The sequence below is a fragment of the Arthrobacter sp. 10N43 genome (assembly GCF_056394525.1).
Map to the genome: position 1 here is coordinate 447,623 of NZ_JBFTIA010000001.1, position 21,478 is coordinate 469,100.

The 21,478-nt window shown below is 63.9% G+C and carries 16 protein-coding genes; 9 read left to right on the forward strand and 7 right to left on the reverse strand.

Features of this window, described 5'->3' with window-relative positions; genetic code table 11:
* Nucleotides 1–102 precede the first annotated feature (102 nt).
* From AC1DDO_RS02005 to AC1DDO_RS02015, 3 genes are all read left to right on the forward strand, one after another.
* Nucleotides 103–1,470: an alpha/beta hydrolase gene (locus AC1DDO_RS02005; RefSeq protein ID WP_476866547.1), complete on the forward strand. Its 1,368-nt coding sequence runs from the start codon at nt 103–105 to the stop codon at nt 1,468–1,470.
* A 327-nt stretch (nt 1,471–1,797) separates the two neighbouring features.
* Nucleotides 1,798–3,294, forward strand: coding sequence for a phospholipase D family protein (locus AC1DDO_RS02010; RefSeq protein WP_476971308.1), 1,497 nt, complete (start codon nt 1,798–1,800; stop codon nt 3,292–3,294).
* Nucleotides 3,295–3,437: 143 nt separating this feature from the next.
* A complete protein-coding gene (locus AC1DDO_RS02015) occupies nt 3,438–4,001 on the forward strand; it encodes a DoxX family protein (protein WP_476971309.1) in 564 nt (187 codons plus the stop codon).
* 88 nt (nt 4,002–4,089) lie between these two features.
* Here the strand turns inward: AC1DDO_RS02015 and AC1DDO_RS02020 are convergent, their stop codons facing one another.
* Nucleotides 4,090–5,112 (reverse strand): LLM class flavin-dependent oxidoreductase, encoded by a 1,023-nt coding sequence (locus tag AC1DDO_RS02020; RefSeq protein ID WP_476971310.1) that lies wholly within the window; start codon nt 5,110–5,112, stop codon nt 4,090–4,092.
* Between the two features lie 250 nt (nt 5,113–5,362).
* Entirely contained in the window at nt 5,363–6,001 is a 639-nt protein-coding gene (locus AC1DDO_RS02025; protein ID WP_476971311.1) for a DinB family protein, read from the reverse strand.
* Between the two features lie 441 nt (nt 6,002–6,442).
* Here AC1DDO_RS02025 and AC1DDO_RS02030 point away from each other — a divergent pair, with 441 nt between their 5' ends.
* Nucleotides 6,443–6,868, forward strand: coding sequence for an acyl-CoA thioesterase (locus tag AC1DDO_RS02030; protein WP_441408781.1), 426 nt, complete (start codon nt 6,443–6,445; stop codon nt 6,866–6,868).
* Between the two features lie 519 nt (nt 6,869–7,387).
* On the opposite strand, the gene AC1DDO_RS02035 is transcribed toward AC1DDO_RS02030, so the two are convergent.
* Nucleotides 7,388–8,311, reverse strand: a complete 924-nt coding sequence (locus AC1DDO_RS02035) for a hypothetical protein (RefSeq protein WP_476971312.1) — start codon at nt 8,309–8,311, stop codon at nt 7,388–7,390.
* A 633-nt stretch (nt 8,312–8,944) separates the two neighbouring features.
* On the opposite strand from AC1DDO_RS02035, the gene AC1DDO_RS02040 reads away from it, so the two are divergent.
* The 4 genes from AC1DDO_RS02040 to AC1DDO_RS02055 all read left to right on the forward strand — a co-directional run bounded on the left by AC1DDO_RS02040 (nt 8,945) and on the right by AC1DDO_RS02055 (nt 12,568).
* Complete coding sequence (locus AC1DDO_RS02040) at nt 8,945–10,399, forward strand: competence protein CoiA family protein (protein ID WP_476971313.1); 1,455 nt, start codon at nt 8,945–8,947, stop codon at nt 10,397–10,399.
* Between the two features lie 248 nt (nt 10,400–10,647).
* Nucleotides 10,648–11,523, forward strand: a complete 876-nt coding sequence (locus AC1DDO_RS02045) for a hypothetical protein (RefSeq protein ID WP_476870044.1) — start codon at nt 10,648–10,650, stop codon at nt 11,521–11,523.
* Between the two features lie 80 nt (nt 11,524–11,603).
* Nucleotides 11,604–11,801: a hypothetical protein gene (locus tag AC1DDO_RS02050; protein ID WP_476971314.1), complete on the forward strand. Its 198-nt coding sequence runs from the start codon at nt 11,604–11,606 to the stop codon at nt 11,799–11,801.
* Nucleotides 11,798–12,568, forward strand: coding sequence for a GIY-YIG nuclease family protein (locus AC1DDO_RS02055; RefSeq protein ID WP_476971315.1), 771 nt, complete (start codon nt 11,798–11,800; stop codon nt 12,566–12,568). The genes AC1DDO_RS02050 and AC1DDO_RS02055 overlap by 4 nt, the downstream gene beginning before the upstream one ends.
* 183 nt (nt 12,569–12,751) lie before the next feature.
* Here AC1DDO_RS02055 and AC1DDO_RS02060 read toward each other — a convergent pair whose 3' ends face one another.
* The gene (locus AC1DDO_RS02060; protein ID WP_476971316.1) at nt 12,752–13,837 is read right to left on the reverse strand and encodes a hypothetical protein; all 1,086 of its coding nucleotides are present in this window, start codon (nt 13,835–13,837) and stop codon (nt 12,752–12,754) included.
* 250 nt (nt 13,838–14,087) lie between these two features.
* Between AC1DDO_RS02060 and AC1DDO_RS02065 the strand changes: the two genes are divergently transcribed.
* Nucleotides 14,088–15,368: a hypothetical protein gene (locus AC1DDO_RS02065; RefSeq protein ID WP_476971317.1), complete on the forward strand. Its 1,281-nt coding sequence runs from the start codon at nt 14,088–14,090 to the stop codon at nt 15,366–15,368.
* Nucleotides 15,369–18,663: 3,295 nt separating this feature from the next.
* Here AC1DDO_RS02065 and AC1DDO_RS02070 read toward each other — a convergent pair.
* The 3 genes from AC1DDO_RS02070 to AC1DDO_RS02080 all read right to left on the reverse strand — a co-directional run bounded on the left by AC1DDO_RS02070 (nt 18,664) and on the right by AC1DDO_RS02080 (nt 21,445).
* A complete protein-coding gene (locus AC1DDO_RS02070; protein ID WP_476971318.1) occupies nt 18,664–19,518 on the reverse strand; it encodes a S1 family peptidase in 855 nt (284 codons plus the stop codon).
* A 161-nt stretch (nt 19,519–19,679) separates the two neighbouring features.
* On the reverse strand, nt 19,680–20,654 hold the full coding sequence (nrdF, locus tag AC1DDO_RS02075; protein ID WP_223916933.1) for a class 1b ribonucleoside-diphosphate reductase subunit beta: 975 nt from the start codon (nt 20,652–20,654) through the stop codon (nt 19,680–19,682).
* Complete coding sequence (locus tag AC1DDO_RS02080) at nt 20,651–21,445, reverse strand: NUMOD3 domain-containing DNA-binding protein (protein ID WP_476971373.1); 795 nt, start codon at nt 21,443–21,445, stop codon at nt 20,651–20,653. Before AC1DDO_RS02080 ends, nrdF begins: the two co-directional genes overlap by 4 nt.
* Between the last annotated feature and the right edge of the window lie 33 nt (nt 21,446–21,478).

The following is a 21,478-nucleotide window of genomic DNA, read 5'->3' on the forward strand; positions in this document are numbered from 1 at the left end:
CCGATGAACGTGCTATAAAAACTTCATCGGCCACCCGCAGCCGCGGTTGTGAAGCATCGCCCAGGCGGCAGGTAGGACCACATCCTAGGGCAGGAGGGCGGAGTGGAGCAGTTTCTCAGCCTCAGCATCGTCGATGAACCGCTGCTGCACGCTTTCTATGCCGTCGCCCTCCTGACAGCCCTCGCCCTGCTGATACGCCGGGTCGTGCTGCCAGGCTCGGTGCTCCGTTCCCGGTTCCCGGCCCGTACCCGAAAGAATGACCGGCCGAAGCCATTGGGACGCCGGACGTGGCTCATCGTGGCCGGGGCGGGAGTGTGCGTCGGTGCCCTGGCAGGCGCCGTCACCTTGGTCATCTGCGAATTCCTGCTGAACGTCTTCGGCCTGCCGCTGGACGCTGACACCCGCGCCTGGGTGATCGCCGCGTTCGCCGGTACCGGCCTCGCGGTCGTGAACCTGTGGCGCTCACACTGGTGGCGGAAAGCCGGTGCCATCCTTGCCGTCCTGCTCTTCATCACGACGGCGGCACTGGGCATCAACGCCGCGTACGGCCTGAACCCGACTCTTGGGGCCCTGCTGGGCATGACCCAGACCGGCCATCTGGCACTGCCCAGGCTGAACCCAAACCTGCCGCAGGATAACGGGAACCCCTTATGGCAGACCTGGAATCCCCCTGCAGGGATGCCGGCCACCGGGCAAAGCGGGCCCGTATCGATCCCGGCGCCCGTCTCCGGGTTCCAGGCCCGGGACGCCTACCTGTACCTGCCGCCCGCCGCCCTAGTCGACAATCCGCCGGCCCTGCCCATTATCGTCATGATGATGGGCCAGCCGGGAGGACCTGAGCAAAACAAGTCTGCCGTTCAGGAGCTCAACACCCTGGCCCGGCAGAACCACGGATTGGCGCCGCTGTTCCTCACCATCGACCAGCTGGGCAATCCCTACCGGAATCCCGTCTGCGTGGATTCGGCCAAAGGCAACGTGTACACCTACGTCACCACCGACGTCGTCAATTTCATCCGTAAGAACCTCAACGTCTCTCCCAACCGGATCCAGTGGGCCGTGGCCGGGTACTCCAACGGAGGGGAATGCGCGCTCTCGTTCGGGGCCAAAAGGCCTGAACTCTTCGGCTCGCTGCTGGATATCTCGGGCGAGCTGGAACCGATCGACGGCTCCGCGGACAACACGGTGAAGACCATCTTCGGTGGAAACCAAGCCGCCTTCAATGCGGAGAAACCCGCCAATATCCTGAAGGCACACAAGTACAGCGACGAACTGGCCATCTTCACCCACGGTGCCGTTGACTCCCTGTACGGGCCGCAGGCCACCACCGCCCAGGCGGACGCGAAGGCCGCAGGGATGACCACCAGGCGGTTCGTGGGCGCCGGCATCGGGCACCGCGGCGATGCACTCGACTACGGCCTCAAGACCGGGCTGCCCGTCCTGTATCAACGGTTCGGCCTCGCCCCGCCCTGAACAGCCATAGGCTGGACAACACCGAAGCAGCCGCGGACTCAGCGTGAGCGTCCTGGTTGGACATTGGCTGGGCCGGGGGTTCTTCGGACCGCCGGGCCGCGCGGCTGCTGCCCGCTAATATCCGGAGTTTGCGACCCGGTCGCTGTCAGCATGGTCGTAGGTTACTTTGGAGACCGGACACTAGCGGCCTGGCCCCGGGCCCGAAAGAAGGACTGAGTGGACAACGATACTGGCACGTGGTTTCTGAGTCGCGCTGAGCGGGGGAATCTGGCCACAGACGTGCACGCGGGCGGTGCCGGATCGCCGTCGTGGTCGGAAGGCAATCTGGTGCGGCCCCTGATTCATGGCGCGACCTACTTCGCCCGGCTGCACGAGGAGTTGACGGCCCTGAAGGCGGGAGACCGCGTGTGGTTCACCGACTGGCGTGGCGACGCCGATGAGCGGCTGCTGGCGGACGGACCGTCGATCGGGGAGGTGCTCGCGGGGTTGGCCCGGGCAGGAGTGGAAGTGCGGGGCCTTGTCTGGAGATCCCACGGAGAGAGCGTGTCGTCCCCAATCAGCAACCGATCCAACGAGCTCCTAAGTCGTCAGGTCAACGACGCCGGTGGAGAGGTGCTGCTGGATCAGCGTGTACGCATGTTCGGCTCCCATCACCAAAAACTCGTCGTCATCCGCCGTCGGGACAATCCGTCGCGGGACGTCGCGTTCGTCGGCGGGATCGATCTATCCCACACCCGTCGAGACGACGTCGACCATGCGGGAGACCCGCAGGCGGTGAGCATGGATTCCAGGTACGGGGACCAACCACCGTGGCACGATGCGACGCTCGAACTCCGTGGACCGGTGGTGGCAGATGTGCTGGCGGTGTTCGCTGAACGGTGGAACGACCCGCATCCGCTGGACCGCCGCACCCCCTACCGGATGCTGCTTCAACGTCTGGCCCGGATGCCCCGGCACCCCGAACCGCTCCCGGCCGCTGCACCGCCGCCGCCACCGGCGGGCCCTCACGCTGTGCAGCTGCTGCGCACTTACGGGGTGAAACGTCCCCCGTTCCCGTTCGCACCCGACGGGGAACGCAGCATCGCTCGCGGCTACGCGAAAGCCTTCGCCCGCGCCCGCTCGCTGATCTACATCGAGGACCAGTACCTGTGGTCAACAGAGGTCGCAGCAGGAATCGCGGAGGCCCTCGAACGGAACCCTGAACTGAAGGTGATCGCCGTCGTGCCCCGTTACCCCGACTCCGATGGTCCGATCGCAGGACCGGCCATCCGGATCGGGCAACTGCGTGCCATCAGGATGCTGCGCCGGGTTGCTCCGGACAGGGTGGGCGTGTTCGACCTAGAGAACAGCGCCGGAACTCCGATCTACGTCCACGCCAAGATCTGCATCATCGACGACACCTGGATGACCTGCGGCTCAGACAACTTCAATCGCCGATCCTGGACCACCGACAGCGAGCTCACCTGCGCCGTACTCGACACCACTGCCGACAACAGCGAACCACCGGGCACGGGCCAGGACGCTTCCCGCCCGTTGGCCCAACGGCTCCGCCTCCAACTCTGGGCCGAACACCTGGGCTTGGACCAGAACGATCCCCAACTCCAGGACCCGGCGGCCGGGCTCAAGCTTTGGAACGCCACGGCAGACGCCCTCGACCAGTGGCATGAAACCGGGCACCGCTCGCCCCGCCCCACCGGACACGTGCGCCACCACACTCCAGAGCCCGTGCGGGCCCTGCAACGCCTCTGGGCGGTCCCGATGAGCCGCCTCGTCGTGGACCCGGATGGACGCCCCCGCCGGCTGCGCGGCACTACAGAGTTCTAGGCGAGTACGCCTGATCGGCAACGGAATGGCCAAGACTTCCTAAAGGCTCCTTCCCGTGACCGGTTCGTCCCGCCGACGTAGAATCGTGCTGGACAACGAGCGCCGGCCGGCGCAGAGCCACAGCGCATCCAAGGAGGACTCCTATGAGCCATGGACCGACCAGCCCTGAGGCTGCCGCCGCCGCACAGACCCTGTTCCGGGTCGCCCTCGGAGGCGTGCTCATCGCTCACGGATCCCAGAAACTCTTCGGGTGGTTCGGCGGAGGAGGAATCGAAGGCACCAGCAAGGGCATGCACGCTATGGGCTTTCGCCCGGCAAAACCCAGTGCCATCCTCGCAGGCGTGGGTGAAGCAGGAGCCGGTGTTGCCCTGGCCCTGGGGCTGGCCACTCCGGCCGCCGGCGCCGCCGCTGCCACCACGATGGGCGTCGCGGCCAGCGTCCATGCCCCTAACGGCTTCTTCGCGACCGAGGGCGGCCTTGAGTACCCCGCGGTGCTGGGCTTGGCGGCAGCATCGTTCACCATCGGCGGCCCCGGACCCTTCTCCCTGGACTCGCTTACCGGTCATATCCTGGACCGGCCCTGGATGCGGGCGGTTGCCTTAGCCGTGATACCGGCAGCCATCGGGATCCAGATCTACCGCCGGCGTGAAGCCCTGGCCAACGACACGGTGGCACCGGATTCCGGAACCCCGGTGGAAGAAGGCTAAGCTCACCCCATCACGCCTTAGCCACCCATGCATTGGCCACCCAAGCCACTAATTGAGCAGTCTCCTAGGGGGAATCTGCCACCCTGGGTCAGCGCCAGCCGAGCTGCGGCGCCACATACTTCAGGATCGACTCGATGACGTGGGCGTTGTAGTCGACACCGAGCTGGTTCGGGACCGTGAGCAGCAGAGTGTCTGCCGCGGCGATCGCCTCGTCCTCGGCCAGCTTCACGGCCAGCTCGTCCGGGGCACCCGCGTAGGACCGGCCAAAGACCGCGCGCGTTTTCTCGTCGATGTTGCCCACCTGGTCGGAACTGTGGCGGTCGCGGCCGAAGTATTGCCAGTCGCGCTCGTCCGTCAGTGCGAAGATGCTGCGGCTGACCGAGACGCGCGGCTCCCGCTCGTGCCCCGCCTCCTTCCAGGCCTGCCGGTAGAGCTCGATCTGCTCGGCCTGCTGGACGTGGAAGGGCTTGCCGCTCTCGTCATCTTTGAGCGTGGAGCTCTGCAGGTTCATGCCGAGCTTCGCCGCCCAGACGGCCGTGGCGTTCGAGCCGGAACCCCACCAGATACGCTCGCGCAGACCCTCCGAGTGCGGCTCCACGCGCAGCAGGCCAGGAGGGTTCGGGAACATCGGGCGCGGGCTCGGCGCCGCGAAGCCCTCGCCAGTGAGCACCTCGAGCAGACGCTCGGTGTGCCTGCGGCCCATGTCGGCGTCCGACTCTCCCTCGGCGGGGGCGAAGCCGAAGTGACGCCACCCGTCGATGACCTGCTCGGGTGAACCCCTGCTGATGCCCAGCTGCAGCCGGCCGCCCGAGATCAGGTCGGCCGCGCCGGCGTCCTCCGCCATGTAGAGCGGGTTCTCGTAGCGCATGTCGATCACGCCGGTACCGATCTCGATGCGGCTTGTGCGTGCCCCGATCGCAGCGAGCAGCGGGAACGGGGAGGCGTATTGCTGCGCGAAGTGGTGGACGCGGAAGTAGGCGCCGTCCGCCCCCAGCTCCTCGGCCGCGACCGCGAGGTCGATCGCCTGCAACAGCGCGTCCGACGCGCTGCGCGTGCCGGACTCCGGGTGGTCGGTCCAATGGCCGAAGGACAGGAAACCGATGTTTTTCACACCACAAACCAACAGGGTGGCGGGGGTTCTTATTCCCGCGGGGCCTCAGCCTCGCACCCCCTCCCGCCGCATGGGCCGCCTCCACCACGGCCGGAAATGCGATCCGTCCGCGGCCTCCCTTACGGCTCGCACAGGGGCAGTCAATCGTTCAGGGTCGCGGTTTCCTGGCGGAGGACGCGGGACACATTCATGGAATTGCCGTCTACGTAAAGACCCCGCCAGCTGAGCTGCCCGCGGTGCGCGCTGGTCGCTACTGAGCGTGGTGAACGTAGAGGTCGCGGAGCAGCGCGATCTCGGCTCCGTGGTGCAGGATCTCCTGATTCTCCCACCACACGATCGACGGAAACGTCTCCTCGGCATCGCTGCCGTACGGATAGCTGCTTAGCCCGGTCCGGTCATAGTCGGACTCATCCACACTGAGTAGTACCCGGCGCCAGTCGGCCGCGGCCTGACGGAACCTCTCGATAGCGCCGGCTGCATCTGGTCGTGATTCGTACGTCGCTCGATCGAACGTTCGGTCGCCCCCGAGGTGGTTGGATCGGCCCAACAGCGTCTCGGAGATGTGGTCAAGCCGCCAGGCGATCGTCGTGAGGGGCGGAGGCCACGGACTTTCGGGGGCGCCGTCTCGCCCCCACTCACCCGCGCCGATGAGCTTGATGGCGCCCGGACCGGGCCCATCGGCGCGCCTCCGTACCGACCAGCACGCGGCGACCGGTTCCCAGAGGTACTCGGCGTCCGTCAGTACCGGTACGTCGACGTCGCTGTCATCACCCGAGTTGCTGGTGGGCCCGGCGAGGCGAGTGAGAAGTCGTTCCGTCGCCCAGTCGTACTGCTCCAGCAGTGGCTTGAGTCGCTGGTTGGTCATCATGGCATGTAGCCTATACTCCACGAGATGCCGTTATGCGCCTACACACGGTCGATGTTCGTCTTTGGGGCATCTGCTGGCTGTCCACGACCAAGTGCCCGCCAAGGGATCCGCTTGCGTGCGTCCGTCGGCCACAAAGCGCTGCGGAAACCACGCCTTTCACCGCTGCAATCCACAGGGTCCTTTTCCGGCTTCCGTAACACGATTGGGCGCGGGTCTAGACACGATGCAACGTCGGGCTGCAGCCTCGTCCCGTTAATGGGATCGCCTGAGTGTCCGGAGGGTTAGGCGCCTCTTCCTCACAATGTCGTCAGGGGCTACTGTTGCGAGTTGTCTTGTTGAGAAAATGAGGTGCTCATGGACGGCGGCGTGACCGCTTGATGGCTCACCAGCCCGGTAATGGCTGGCGGATTGGCTCGCTTGCGGGTTCGGCGAGCAATATTATGGCAAGCGAAGGGGCGCTGAATGGCGAAGGTACCGATCGTTTACAAGAGCACGCACAGGGTCAAGTTCTCCGAGCTCGACCCCTACAACCACGTGAGCACGGGGATATACGCGACCTATTACGCAGATCACCGGATGGAGGGCCTCCGGGACTATGTTGGTTGGGATCTGGAGACCCTGGGCACATTGCCATTCATGGTCTGGGTCCGGAGGATGGAGATCGACTTTCTGCGGCCTGCTCGGGGCGATCAGGAGATCACCATCACGTCGTTCGTGCGCGAGTTCCGCGGGCCTGATGCGCTTATCGAGTGCGCCATGGTCGATTCCCGCGGAAATAACGTGTCGCGCTGCGTCATGACCGTTGCCCACGTCGACAAGGAAACGAGTCGCTCGTCGGACTGGCCGGCCGATGTCATGGCGTTGTTCTTCGAAAAAGAAGCCTTGTGAGCGCCGCCCCCATCGCTGAACCCAACTCCCTGCGCGGTCGTCATCGAGCCATGGGCTTCTGAGTGCTCACAAAGCGGGCCCCGCACGATTTACCGTGCGGGGCCCGCTCTAGTGGCAGCTACTTGGAAGACTTCCAACTAGACGATGCGTTTCTTCCAAATAGGGTGCCATTCGTCCAATTAGGTCGACACCTCACAGGAGGATGTGAGATGTAGATCAATTTGGAAGAACTTCCAACAAGGAATCGCCGGGATCGCGCGGAGGCACGTGCCTGCGAACCGGGTCATCGCGGCCAGTCTAATTGGAAGTTTGTGGCGCCGGTTCCGTAGTTTTGCCGAATCTCTCAGGTGCAGTTCCGACGCTAGAGACACGCTGCCAAAGGTGGCTGGCCAAATGCCCGAAGGCACGCCGGAGCGGGAGCCGGATCGCCAAGCGCCTCGCCAAGCTGGAGGCCGCCCCCTGACACACGTCAGGGGCCAACCCGCGGCAGTCGTTTACTTGCCCGGCACGGGCCCGTGGTCACACGACCCGGACTGTGGCCGCCGAGGTTTTCGACTCGGTGGTGTAGCCGGTCTTGGTGCCGGTGACGGTGACCGTGATGGTCTTGCCCGCCCGCGCCGTCGTGAGCTTGTAGGTCGCCGCGGTCGCGCCGGTGATCGCGACGCCGTTGGCCTTCCACTGATACGCCAAGGCCACCGGCGCCGGACCCCACGTCCCCGGAACCGCCGTCAGCGTCGAGCCGACCTTCACCGTGCCCGCGATCGTCGGCACCGGAGCCGGTCCGAGCGTACCCGCAACGACGGCGGCCGTGGCGGCCGAGGTCTTCGACTTGGTCGCGTACCCGGCCTTGGTGCCGGTGACGGTGACCGTGATCGTCTTGCCCAGCTGGCCCGCGCCGGGCTTGTACGTGGCGGCAGTCGCCCCAGTGATGGCGACGCCGTTGGCCTTCCACTGATACGCCAAAGTCACCGGGGCCGGACCCCAGGTTCCCGGAACGGCCGTCAGGGTCGAGCCGACTTTCGCCGTGCCCGTGATCGTCGGCACCGGTGCGGGTCCGAGTGTTCCAGCGACGACGGCGGCCGTGGCCGCGGAGGTTTTCGCGGCGGTGGTGTAGCCGGTCTTGGTGCCGGTGACTGCGACCGTGAGAGTCTTGCCCACCTGTGCCGCGGCGACTTTATAAGTGGCGGCAGTCGCGCCCGTGATGGCGACGCCGTTGGCCTTCCACTGATACGCCAAAGTCACCGGGGCCGGTCCCCACGTGCCCGGGACCGCTGTTACCGTGGATCCGACTTTCGCCGTGCCCGTGATGGTCGGCGCCGGCGCTGAGAGTGCCGTGCACGAAGCAGGGAGGGGGCCATTTGCGGGGATGGAGGTGGTGTACCCGGCCCCGCTGTTGTCCGCGATGATGACAGGCGTTCCGGCGGCCTGGCAGCTGTAGTTCATGCTCCATTTGGACCAGATGACAGTCTGGGTCCCTACCGCGTCAGGGAAGTATTGCCAGAGGGGCGCTGGCCCGTAGCATCCTTTTGTGGGCGTGGTCGTAGACTGAGCCTGCCATTGCGACACCAGTGGTGATGAGTACACTTTCCCGCCGATCGTCGCAACAGCGCGCAGGTCCGACGGCGCAGGATTTATTGTTGACGAGAACGGTGCGCACCTCGAGTCGTTGAATTGGCCCGTTACCTTCTGGGGCAACGAGAATGTAACCGTCCCGCTTCCCCCGGTGGTCCCCGAAGTGATTATCCCGGCGAAACCTCCACTGGCACTGGCATCTGCGGCGCTAAGGCCAGTGACGAGGCTGGTGCCGAGAAGTACCGCCCCGAGTGCAGCAGATACCCATTTCCTGATGTGCGCGGATTTGTACGACAAGAGTCCCCCAAATAACTCGATGCGATGTGCGTGACATGCGCGATCCTAGCCGGTGGGAGAACCGTTGAACATGGCATCCCCCGGTTTATCACCGGTGTTACGTGGGAGGGCTGAAGCCGCACAGCCGTGAACGTTTGTGGCCGACCCCCGGTCCTCCGTGGTTGAATCAGTCCGTCAGCGGCAGGGGGCGGCTGCGGGGGGTGGGCAATGCCGCTGGTAGCAATGCTCGACGGGGCACGGGTCGACGCCACGAAGCACACGCGCGAGTCCTGGCTCGCGCTGCAGGCTTCGGATGAGCGCAAGCAGATGGTCATGCCGCTGTGCGGAGTTCGGGCGGTGGCCAAGCTACGTGGCGAAACCAGGTTCTTCGCTCACCTGTCGACCGCCGGCTGCGAGGCCAGGCACGGCGGCGAAACACCGCAGCACCTGGCCATGAAGGAAGCTCTGGCTCTCGGCATCGACCAGGTCCCCGGCTGGCACGCGATTATCGAACACCCACACCCTTCCAGGGAGTGGATCATCGACGTCCTCGCCGAGTCGGATGACTTCAGGAACCGGGTGGCCTTCGAGGTGCAGCTGTCATCGCAGACGCCGGAGAATTACTTCGCCCGGTCCCAGCGCTACTTCGACAGCGGTGCCTTCCCGGTCTGGCTGATTCCCCGCCGGCTGGAGTACCACCCGACCAAGGTTCCGGTAGTGGTGACCGGCTTCGGCAAGACATCAACTATTCCCGACGAGGTGTCCGATCTGCTGGCCCTGCCGGCCGACCAGGACATAGTCAAGTCCGGCGTCAATCTCGGCGACTTCGTGGGGGCCTTGCTCCGCCGCGGCCATTCCTGGAAACACGGGTCCCCCGCCGAACAGGCAGCAAGGCAGAAGGCCGAGGCTGAGCGGCAGGCCGCCGTGGCCGACGCGGAGCGCCGGAAGCTCGAAGCATTCGAGCAGTCCATCGCGGAGATGAACGACCGCTCCGCTTCTCCGGAATCAGCCTTCGGCCACCACGCCGTGCGCGTCCATACAGACACCTACGTCTGGGGCAGCCTCACAGCATGCTGGAACTGCGAGGAGCCGATGCTGGTCTGGGCCGCGCGCACCTGGGCCTGGGGCAGACATGCCGGGACGCTCAGCCTGCAGGTGAAGCCCGACGTCGGTGAGAAGCGGTTCGAGAACCACCCCGATGTGCACCCCGCCGTCGACAAATGGATCAACGCGGCCGCGGCTGACATCCCCAAAGCGATGATCAAGCCGCGGCGCACCAAGGCCAGCGGCAGGCTCTACAGTGCATTCGTGTGTCCCGCTTGCGACAGCACCATGGGGCAATTCTTCATCTCTTGCATCCGGCCAGAGAAATGGTCCCTCCTCAGCGGCCCCGCCGTGGAGGCACCGAAACAACCGACGCCAGCCACTGCTGCCGTCGTGGCGCCCACCCCGCAGGTCACCCCGGCGAACGCCCACCCTCAAGCCCTGGCCTGTGATTGGTGCAGAAAGGACCCACACCCGGAATACGAGTGTCTGTGGCGGCGGCTCCGGGGAGGCGTGGATCCGGGGACGCACTATTCGGACGGGCTTTACGCCCGAATCTCCAGCGGAGCGGTAGCTGAAGGGGAGGGTACTGCAGCCATGAAGAGAATGCTTGAGCGGATTGCACCTAAGCGCTCCTAGCAGTGCGGCCAGGCGCCGTGTACGGTGCCAAACCAAGAGGTTGCCCTTCTTTCCAGCACTGCACTGTCCAGCACAACACTCCGAAGGGCAACCTCGCTTCCACCCTACAAGATCAGCGGCGGTCCGATTGCGATGCGACGGCCGTCATGGGCCCTATTCGCCTCGGGAATTGTAGATGGCCGAGCTCGGGCCTTGGTAAGGTCGGGCGTGCGCGGCCGACCGGCCGCCGACAACCTCCAGGGGGACATATGGGACTCGGCAACTGGGTCAAACAGACATTCGGCACAAAGCCTGTTTCCTCCGCCCCACCGGCAGAGCCGGCGTCCCAGCCCGAAGCCCCCGCCGGCATCCGCATCACCGTGTCGTCCGGGGTGGACCCCTGCTCGGAGCTGGCCGGAACGACGACGTTCGCGAAAGAGACGGTGGCTGCCCTGGCCGACCGTCACGGTCTCGGTACGCGCGGCTACTACGAAGGGCCAGCCCAGCTTCAGCGGGAGCCGGACAACCCAACCGACCCCCATGCAGTCGCCGTCCTCGTCGAGGGCGAGAAAGTCGGCAACCTGCCGTTCCCGGCTAACAGGGGCACCGGGCTGAAGCCGGGTGTGAGTGCGCCGGCCGTATACCAACTCCATGTCCTGCGGGAAGCGAAGCTGAAGGCGAAGGCCTTCGTCTGGCTCGGCGACGGGCAGCCGGAGTGGGATCACCCGGAGGGCAACCCGCCGGCCCTGACCACGGCCGAGCGTGCCAACGCGTCGCACCGGGAACGGAGCGACATGGTCCAGGACGCCCTGGCCGGCGGAGGATCGCGCGCAGCCCAGTTCAAGCGCGGCATGGTCGATGGCGTCCATTATCTCGAGCTCGTCGAGCCGATCAAGCAGTTGAAGCGCGAGGGCCGGCTCGATGAAGCTCTCGTCCTCTGCTACAAGGCCATTGAAGCCGCCGAAGGCAACGCCGAGGGCCGCGAACCCGCGCCCTGGTACACCGAGCAGGCGGCCATCGTCCACCGGAAGCTCTCCCAGAAGGATGAGGAGATCGCGGTGCTGAAACGGTGGCTGGCCAAATGTCCGAAGGCATACCGAAACGGGAGCCGGATCGCCGAGCGACTGGCAAAACTGGAAGCCTGACTCCAGCGGCACTGTCAGCTAGGCTCTGCCTCAACAAATGGAGGCTGAAGCATGGAGATGGTCTGCAGAGGGTTCGGGTCGTGACACCCACGGCCGTCGTCGTCGCGCTTGCAGGCAGCGTGTTCCTGGCCTTCGTCGCACCCTACGTCCTGGCGCCGTTCGGCATGACTCCGAACGGAACCGAAACCGCCTTGCTGGTGGTGGCCCTGTGGGCTGCGTGCTGGTCGGCGAGCCGGTTGTCCGCCAGGCGCCGGGGCACGGATAGCATTCGTCCATGACCGAATACCGGGTCCGTCTGGCGGACGCAGCCAGCGTTCCGGCGCGCTCCGCCGTTGAGCATTTCGGGGAGCTGGTGCGGCCCGGGAAGTACGGACACCGGCTGACCCGCGAGATGTACGCACTGGTGAACAAGACGTCCTCGACCCGGGTGCCCAGGGAGATGTACAGCGACGAGGTCTGGGAAGCTCAGGCGTGGGCCTACGAGGACGAGGACCACACGCGCTTCACTGACGACTTCTGCCGCCGGCAGCGTGAAGCTGCCCTGAAGAACTTCGATTTGAATATGGCGTTCTTCGCGCAGATCCAGCAGGCCGATTTTGAGGACGCCCTGCAGGGCGTGCTCGCCAAGAACAAGCGACTGCGGCCCGTGACCGACCTGAAGTCCCTGGACGATGAATGGGGCGTTTACGTGCTGGTGCTGGATGAGTACCGGCAGGCCTACATCGGCCAGTCCTCCTGGGACATGCGCAAACGGATCAAGAAGCACTGGAACGGGACCAAACAGTTCGACCGGCTCCTGTGGGGCGGGGTCGAGGAGTCGGTGATGTCGATTGACTCGTTCCGGGCGCTGGACACGACCCGGATCTTCGCCGCGCGCACCATCAACTACGACGCTCTGGAGGCCAGACTCGTCAGGACGTTGCCGCCCGACTATTTGCTCAACCGCATCGGCGGCGGGGCGGTGACCGGACTTCGCGGGCTGTTCATCACCGCCGAGATGAAGCGACGGAAACTCGCCACCGATCCTGAGGCGCGGAACTCCTGACCGCTGCGCTATTCCCGACTCTCCCCCGCTGTCGTCCCCAGAAGGACGAGGAGGGCTGGCCAAATGCCCGGCGGCTCACCGGGACGGGAGCCGGATCGCGGGGCGCCTCGCCAGGCTGGAAGCCGCGTCCTGACATTTCAGGAGACTGGCGCGTCGGTTACAAGCCGGGCACGAGGCCCGTGGTCACACGACCTGGACTGTGGCTGCTGAGGTCTTCGACTTGGTGGTGTAGCCGGCCTTCGCACCGGTGACGGTGACGGTGATGGTCTTGCCCGCTCGGGCCGACGTGAGCTTGTACGTCGCGGCTGTCGCTCCAAGGACGGCGACGCCGTTGGCCTTCCACTGATAGGTCAGTGCCACCGGCGCCGGCCCCCAGGTTCCCGGGACTGCCGTCAGCGTCGAGCCGACCTTCGCTTTGCCCGTGATCGTAGGCACCGGTGCAGGTCCGAGCGTTCCCTGTGCCACCGCTGCCGTGGCCGCGGAGGTCTTTGACTTGGTCGTGTACCCGGCCTTCGTACCGGTGACCGTGACCGTGATGGTCTTGCGTACCTGGGCTGCACCGGGCTTGTAGGTCGCGGCTGTCGCTCCAAGGATGGCGATGCCGTTGGCCTTCCACTGATAGGCCAACGTCACCGGGGCCGGGCCCCAGGTTCCCGGGACAGCTGTCAGGGTGGAGCCGACCTTCGCCGTGCCGGTAATGGACGGAACCGCAGTGGAGAGAGTCGTGCACGAGGCCTGGAGCGGCCCATTCGAAGGAATGGTGGTGGACGGCGGAAAGGTGTCTTGCAATGAGATGGTACCTACGACTTGAGTGCCCGGAGCGCGGCAGGAGTAGTCAATGCCCCAGGAAAGGCGGTATAGCGACACATGAGAGGTCACCCCGGAGATTGTGTTCCCGGCGTTGTCCTTGCACGTCACATTGGTGAAGTTGTAGCCGTTGCCCAGTCGGCGGTCCCACCGCGTCACATTTGGCGCTTGGTAGACATTTGAGCCGATCGTGATGGAAGCAGTCATGTTCGGGTTGGAGAAGCTGCCGCCCTGTCCGGCGCATCGCGGTTCGCTGTAGCTGGTGACTGAGTAGCCGTAACCGTCCGCCGCGATTGACACCGTGCCTGACCCGCCTGTGGCGCTTGGTGCCACGGTCAGGTAACCAGGGAAGTGGACCGAGGCATTGGCGGCGTTGTAGCCGGTGACGAGGCTGGTGCCGAGAAGTGCCGCACCGAGTGCAGCAGATACCCATTTCCTGATGTGCGCGGATTTGTACGACAAGAGTCCCCCAAATAACTCGATGCGATGTGCGTGACATGCGTGATCCTAGCCGGTGGGAGAACCGTTGAACATGGCATCCCTTGGTTTATCACCGGCGTTACGTGAGACGGCTGGAGCCGCACGGCCGTGGAGGTTTGTAGCAGACCTCCTTTCCTCCGTGGTTGAATCAGTGGGCTCCGCTCAGGTCATAGTCAACCGCGCTAAGCTTCGAGCATCACTCGACTTTTTTCCTGGGGGGAAATTGAAGGCTTTGACCTTTACGCGGCCCGCGGCCGTGCTACTTACCGCAGCCCTCACGCTGTCCGCCGTTGCCGCCGGGGTGGCGCCGGCCCAGGCCCTGGCCTATGACTCCACCGTTACCGGGAAGGTCGTCGGACCTGACGGGAAACCGGTCCCCGGCCTTTTCGTCAGCCCGTACACCGACGCCGACCAGCCATTTGCATCGTCCGGGCAGGATTGGGCCCAGTACACGTCCACGCAGGCCGACGGCAGCTACAGCTTCAAGGCGGACAGCTCGACGGTCTACAAGGTGCGCATCGCGGATACTGAAGGGTTTTCTGACGTCCGTACCGGGACCGTCCGGAATCCGCTGACTTATGCCGACAAGTGGTACGGCGGCAAGAGCAATTTCGACGATGAAGCCGGCTACAACTCCGCGAAGAAGATCGTGATCTCGACTCCCGGCATTATCAACCTGGGCACGTCGACGGTCGTCCTCGGCACCCTGCCCAAATACGGTGTCACGGCTGCCCCGACCGTCGCCGGGGAGTTGAAGTACGGCAAGCAGCTGTTCGCCTTGCCCGGTACCTGGTCTCCGCGGCCCCTGCTCGGGTGGAAGTACATCTGGTACCGCGGAACAGCGCGCATCGGCGCTGGCCAAACGTATACCGTCACGGCAGACGATGTCGGCGCACAGATTCGGGTCGTGGCCAGCGCCTCGCTCTGGGGCGAGTTCGGCTACACAGAGTCAAAGTCGGCATGGGTAAGCGTTCCCGCCGTGAAGCTCCCCTCCCCCGGCGTCACCATCACGGGGACTGCCAAGGTATACGGGTACCTGACGGCAGCCCTTGCCGTCCCGGCCAGCCTGAGCCAGTACGCCGTCAATGACATTGCCTCGCCTCAGTGGTACCGGAACGGAACCCCGATCAAGGGGGCGACAGCCCTGGGGTATCAACCCGTCCCGGCCGATGCTGGCGCCGCACTCAGCTTCAAAGCCGGTCCGGGCCTCATTCACCCGGCGGTACAGTCCGCGAAAATCGGCCCTGGAACGTTCACCCTGGTGACCACCCCGATCATCAAAGGCACGCCCAAGCCCGGATCCGCCCTGACGGTGTACGTCGGCGGCTGGCAGCCGACACCCTCTTCCTTCGCTTATCAGTGGTACCGATCCGGGGTCAGGATCCCTGGAGCCACGGCGAAAACGTACCGGCTCACCTCCGCTGACGCCGGCAGGACCCTCATGGTGAGAGCGACCGGCTCCCGAACAGGATTCAAGACCACTGTCTCGGCTTCGGTGCGGGCGCTCAGATAAGGCCATCTGACTCTACCGGAGTCGCCGACGGCAGACAGCAGAACGCCCTGCAGAATGGCTCCCAACGCCTGCGGCGGTGGGAGCCGACAATGTGGCACGGTTCTTCGGCACCATGCGCGGCCGTACGGCCATCTATCGGCCCCGCACCGTTCCTGTGCATCCTGGGGTCTGAGCGCAGAGCTCCCCGCTCGACAAATCACCATCCCGAAACTCGAAAGGACACAGCGGGTCGGGACGCTCCGCACCAATTGGCACCTCTTGCAGGAAATGCGGGGACCTCACGGACCAATCGAAATGCAGCTCGGGCTGAAACAACGGCAACTCCATCGACTGGCATGGAGACAGGGCAGTATGGTCATAGGCCGCCCATACGCTCTTCTCATGACACAGGAGCTTCGGAATGAGGATTCTGGCCGGTACTTGGTGACGAGCGCTACGGGCAGCCGTTATGTGCTCGACTTGACTGCACGCACCGTGACGCGGCGAGCGGCCGCCGCTGCTCCACTGGTTGATTACCTGGATTCGGGGTTTTCGACCCTGCGCCGTGACGGGGAGACGCTAGAGCTGCTCCTTCTGGAGTCGTGCGCTGTGGGCGCGAGCGCCCAATATTGGGTTCAGGTCCGAGCGGATCACGTGGTGACCCTTAGAACAACCTCGCCCATTGTGCGGATCGATGCACTACCAACCGAATTGTGAATTGGAATCACGCAAGGTTCACCCACGTCTTGAACATCGACACACCTTCGATGGCGTCGCCCCGAACCGCGTAGCGGCGTTGACCGGTCCGGCGATAGCCGAAGCCGCTGGGCTTTGCGGGGGTCGAAGTGACCGAGCTGAATGTGCTGGCGGTTGATGTCGGCGGTCGAAAAATTTGAGCCGGGTCGAGGGAAGGCATTTAAAAGAAGGCTCGGCGCTGGCGCGCCTCCCCAGCTAACTTTTCGTTCCCCTTTACGGACGCTTCTTGTTTCCCGGATGTCCGCTGCGCGGCCATCGTTGACCTGATCGCTGCGCTCTCTTCACGACTCGATTCCTTCCCGGATCCCTTCTCGTTGACCTCTTCTCGCTGTTCGAAACCCTTCTGCTTCTCTCTGTGATTCCCTGCCGCCTGGCGGCGGCCTCCACCGATCTTCGGCTCCATCACTGAAACGCTCACCCTCTTCCCCGGCGCTGCGCGCCCGGCCAACCTCACGCTCTCTTCTTGAAAACCCACACGGACTCTCTCCGCTGCTGCGGCGTCCGCCCCTGGTTCCCGTTCCCGGTCTTCGCTCACTGCACCACACCCGGCACTCTTCGGATGAAAACTCCCGCTCCCTGAACGGCCACTCATACGGCTGCAGGCTGTGGACTGCGTCCGCGCCACGTCGGCCACCGGAGCCACACGATTACCCGGCGCTGCGCGCCTTCACACTCGACACCTTCGTCCTGCGGACAGCTACCCGCTGCGGGGAGCTGGATGCTTCACGGCCACGGACTGCGTCCGGTCTGCCTGCGCTGCGCTCGGGCCCGGGTTCTTTGCGTGCCGCGTCATGATCTTGCGCTGCGTTCACCGGGGGTGATGGCCTGCGGCCGGCGGGCGGGTGCCGATCATCGGCCGTTGGCTGGTTGCGGTGACCTGGGTGTCTGCCTTCCGGACGTGCTGTGCGTTGGACGGGTGACGGTGTCACCAAGGTTCCCGGTCCGGTTCCCTCTGCGCTGAGCTCTGCGTGTGGCTGGCTTCCCCTGCGGGGAGCGGGTTGCGTCGCGGGCGGCTTCATGGTGTCGGAGTGACTCGGTCTGGGGTTGGGCCTGCGGCCGGCGAGAACGCTCCGCTCATTGAAGCGGGATGGCTCAGCGGTGTGACCCGCAGTGAGCCTCCCGGCACCCTTGTCGGCGTAACGATGACCTGCAAGGTTTCCAGGACGGAACTCGATTCGAGGACCAGCCCATCGTTACGCACACACATCGTTCCACTCTTTCGGCCACCGGCTTCGCGGCACTGCTACACCCAGGTCTCTGAGGGCGGGTCCTGTTTTTGTGGCTGACGGCTTCCGACGAGACCCTGCCCGACGTCTGTGGACTCGCCCGCGGCGTGCGGCCTGATGATCCCCTCCAGCAGCTCAGCATTCATGACGCGCCAGCGGCATTACCCAGTCACCCCACAGACTGGACCTTTCAACGGCCGCCAGCCAGGCACTCCTCGCCGGCCGCAGGCCAAACCCAGCCACACAGTCACGGCGACGTGCCGTCCATGGACCCCGCCACGCATCACAAGTCTTGATCTCCCACCAACTGCCACGGCACCACATGACGCGCAAGCGGCATATCCCGGCCAGACAAAAGCCCCGTGACCCGACAGCGAAAACCAGCCACCCACATACTCGCCGGCCGCAGGCCCCGCGGAGCGGTTTGAAGGCCCGCCGCAGGCGTAGCGTCGCCCAGCGCAACCGATACAGGTTGATGAAAAAGTTCTTCGGGAAAACCAGGGCAAAGGTCGTCGGCAGGACGAAGATGCCGCACACAGAATCTGCAGAGGCCCAGACGCCACAGACCACGGAACCCGGACCCATCCGGACCAGGCTGCGCCGCGCAGACATTCGCCCTCGAACCACCATTTTCCACTGACAGAAGCCGCCCCGGGGGCAGCGAACCCGGCTTCCCGCGATACGGGCGATCTGACTGCGGATTGCCGAGGAATCTATCGGCCTTTATCCGGGGCCTCGGGTTGCACAGGGTGACATCCGAAAACTTCTCGCGGAGGGTGGTGGTATTCACTTGCACGGGTTTATTGCTGCTTGCTCATGATTTCGATGCTTCGATCGTTCCGGGCTCTGTACGGCTCGTGGGGAATTGATTCCGTGTCGTAGCTAAACGAGTGGCCAGTGGGCCCTGCCGGTATGAGTGATCTAGCATTCAACCAGGAACAGGACCGCGAGCCGGGGCTGAGACTACCGTCGTAGCGGCTGACGCTGCCCCAGCATCGTCAACCTGCCCGAATGCCGCGTCAAACGCACGGCCCGCGGCTACCGGCACCCCGGCAACTACAAATCGATTCTCCTCATAAGAAGTGCCCTCCGGACGGCCACGTTACGCTCATCCGGGACCATTTCCCCACGTGCCTTGAAGAGCCAGGTTAGCCGCCCGTCCACCGAACCCGTCGACCCCGCACGACCGGTACGGTCGAGCCCTTAAGCCATCCGCTCTGGGAATCAACTGGCTGATGACCACGATTCAGAAACCGCGCGCCAGGCCTTTTCCCCCACCCATGCGGCTTCGTCGCCGAGTACTGGCCTAGTCGGTGTAGTTCGCCTGCGCAAGATCAGTCGCTCGAACTCGTTTGGCCAATCGCCTCCTTATCAGCCTCGCTCGGCCCATCACTAGTCTCCACCGCTGCCGACTGGCTATCAATCAAACTGAATCCCAAGGCTTGAGTCGCCGATTCGATTAGTTCGCGTATCGCCGTCGCTTTAAAAACAATCCCTAAGCCAATCGGAGATTGGGCTACACCAAAGGAGGGCGACGTGTTTACTAGTTGTGAAATCAGAGCGCTGGTGTGAACTTGAGCAATGATACCGAGTAGTGACAGACGGCTTCCGACGGTAACATTCCCAGTTCTGTCTCGATACAGCCCAGAATCAAAGAGCAGCACGGGACTTCCGCTTGACCCTGGGTAGACGGCCGCATCAACCAAGAATGTGGGAAGTCCATTGTAGTCGACTTCGGCGGATGTAGCTGTCGTGCCGCGTCGTGCAACAGGCAACGCATTGACGCCATCAAATATCCCGGCAGGGTAGCCAATAAATGTCACTTCTTCGACCGCGTCGAGACTGGCAAGGGTATCTTGAGTCGCAAACAGATCCAGTCCAATGGACCGGAAGAAGGGAACATCAGACATATTGCTAAGAATTGCTGAAAACGGAATCACCGCGATATCGACTGAAGCATCAGGGTGACGGAATACAGGATACTGATCGAAGTTAGTGACAGTCGTCCTTACGCCGCCCAAGTGCTGGCCGTTCGCGTCCGCGCGCGGAAGCAGGAACTCCACGTTCTCGGCGCCGTCGATAACGTGTTTGTTGGTGACTAGAAAGTGAAGATCTCCTCCGCTTGTCGCCACTTGGACAATGAATCCGGTGCCTGTAGAACTTCCGCTCGGCGAGTGGTTTCCAATCATTACGGTGCAAAAGAATAGTTGCTCCGCTACTGTTTCAGCCCTGATGACGACTCCTCAACGTTTGTCCGCTTACTGTATTTGGTGCACTCCGTCGCCGGCCCCTAAAGGGGGCGTACGAGTGGGGTGCTGGCGATCAACCTTTTTCAACAACTAAGGAGGACCTAGAAGTCCCAGTCGTCATCCTCAGTGTTGACAGCCTTGCCAATGACATACGACGAACCCGAACCCGAGAAGAAGTCGTGGTTCTCGTCAGCGTTCGGCGACAGGGCCGAGAGGATCGCCGGGTTCACGTCTGTGACGGAGGCCGGGAACATGGCCTCGTAGCCCAGGTTCATGAGGGCCTTGTTGGCGTTGTAGTGCAGGAACTTCTTGACGTCTTCGGCCAGGCCGACGGAGTCGTAGAGGTCGTGCGTGTACTGGACCTCGTTCTCGTACAGCTCGAAGAGCAGCTCGAAGGTGTAGTCCTTGATTTCCTGGCGGCGCTCCTCGGAGACCTTTTCCAGGCCCTTCTGGAACTTGTAGCCGATGTAGTAGCCGTGCACGGCCTCATCGCGGATGATCAGGCGGATCAGGTCTGCCGTGTTCGTCAGCTTGGCCCGCGAGGACCAGTACATCGGCAGGTAGAAGCCGGAGTAGAACAGGAAGCTCTCCAGCAGCGTGGAGGCCACCTTGCGCTTGAGGGGGTCGTCGCCCTGGTAGTAGTCCATGACGATCTGGGCCTTCTTCTGAAGGTTCTCGTTCTCAGTGGACCAGCGGAACGCCTCGTCGATCTCCTTCGTGGAGGCCAGCGTGGAGAAGATGGAGGAGTAGCTCTTGGCGTGCACTGACTCCATGAACGCGATGTTCGTGTAGACAGCCTCTTCATGCGGGGTGAGCGCGTCCGGGATCAGCGAGACGGCGCCGACGGTGCCCTGGATGGTGTCCAGCAGGGTCAGGCCCGTGAACACGCGCATGGTGAGCTGCTGCTCGTCCGGGGTCAGCGTCGCCCACGACTGCACGTCGTTGGACAGCGGCACCTTCTCCGGCAGCCAGAAGTTGTTGACCAGGCGGTTCCAGACATCCACGTCCTTGTCGTCCTGGATGCGGTTCCAGTTGATCGCCTCGACGTGGCTGAGAAGCTTTACTTTTTCTGTCATGACTCCGACTCGCTTTCTGAAGAGAGACTGGGTTTGGCTGAGTCCTCGACGCAATACTTGCAGTCGGCTTTCTCTATGCCTTTGTTGGTGTGATGTCTGGTGTGGGCGTTTCGCTGGCTGGAAGGCATCGGACGGCCCTTCCGTACTGCTGACATTTTCGCACGGGTTTCAGCGCTGGCCTTCTTCCCGAAGTTCGGGTTGCCGGCACCCTTCTTGGCTTCTGAAAGTCCTTTGCGGGTTTCTTCACTTACCCAATGCCCGAAACTTGGATGCTCGGGACCGAACTTGCCGAAGTTCGGATTGTCCGGACCGAAAAACGTTCGCTTGCGGTCTTCCGCCCACTTCCTGCGCTGCTCCTGGCTGTGCTTGCCACCATGGAACGGGTTCTCCGCTCCGGGGCGGCTGAGCCCCTTTCGTCCGGTTGACCTCACCCGGGCAGCTTCACGCTGTTCTTTCGTCCACACGACGCCGGTCGGCCCAAGACCGCCATGCGCAAGGTTCAGCAGACGGTCCCCTTCACCTCGCAGGTAGCTGATCCATTCAATCTCGGCCTGCCCCAGCTCGGGAAGACCTTCAATCCAGTCCAATTCGTCGGCGATGAGATCAGTCGCATCATGCTTTCGGAGCCAATCGTAGAACGGAGTCTTGCGACCCGTGCCTGCCACGCGCAGGTGTTGATGGAAACGACGGTGGGCTGTCTTGGTCGTGATGCCCACATAGCGGTACTCGACCTCCCGCCTAAGCCGGATGCCGTAGACCAAGCCGCCCGTCGCCGTCGTCGCCTCCATCATTTCCACCGGAATTTCTAAATCAACCTAAATCAG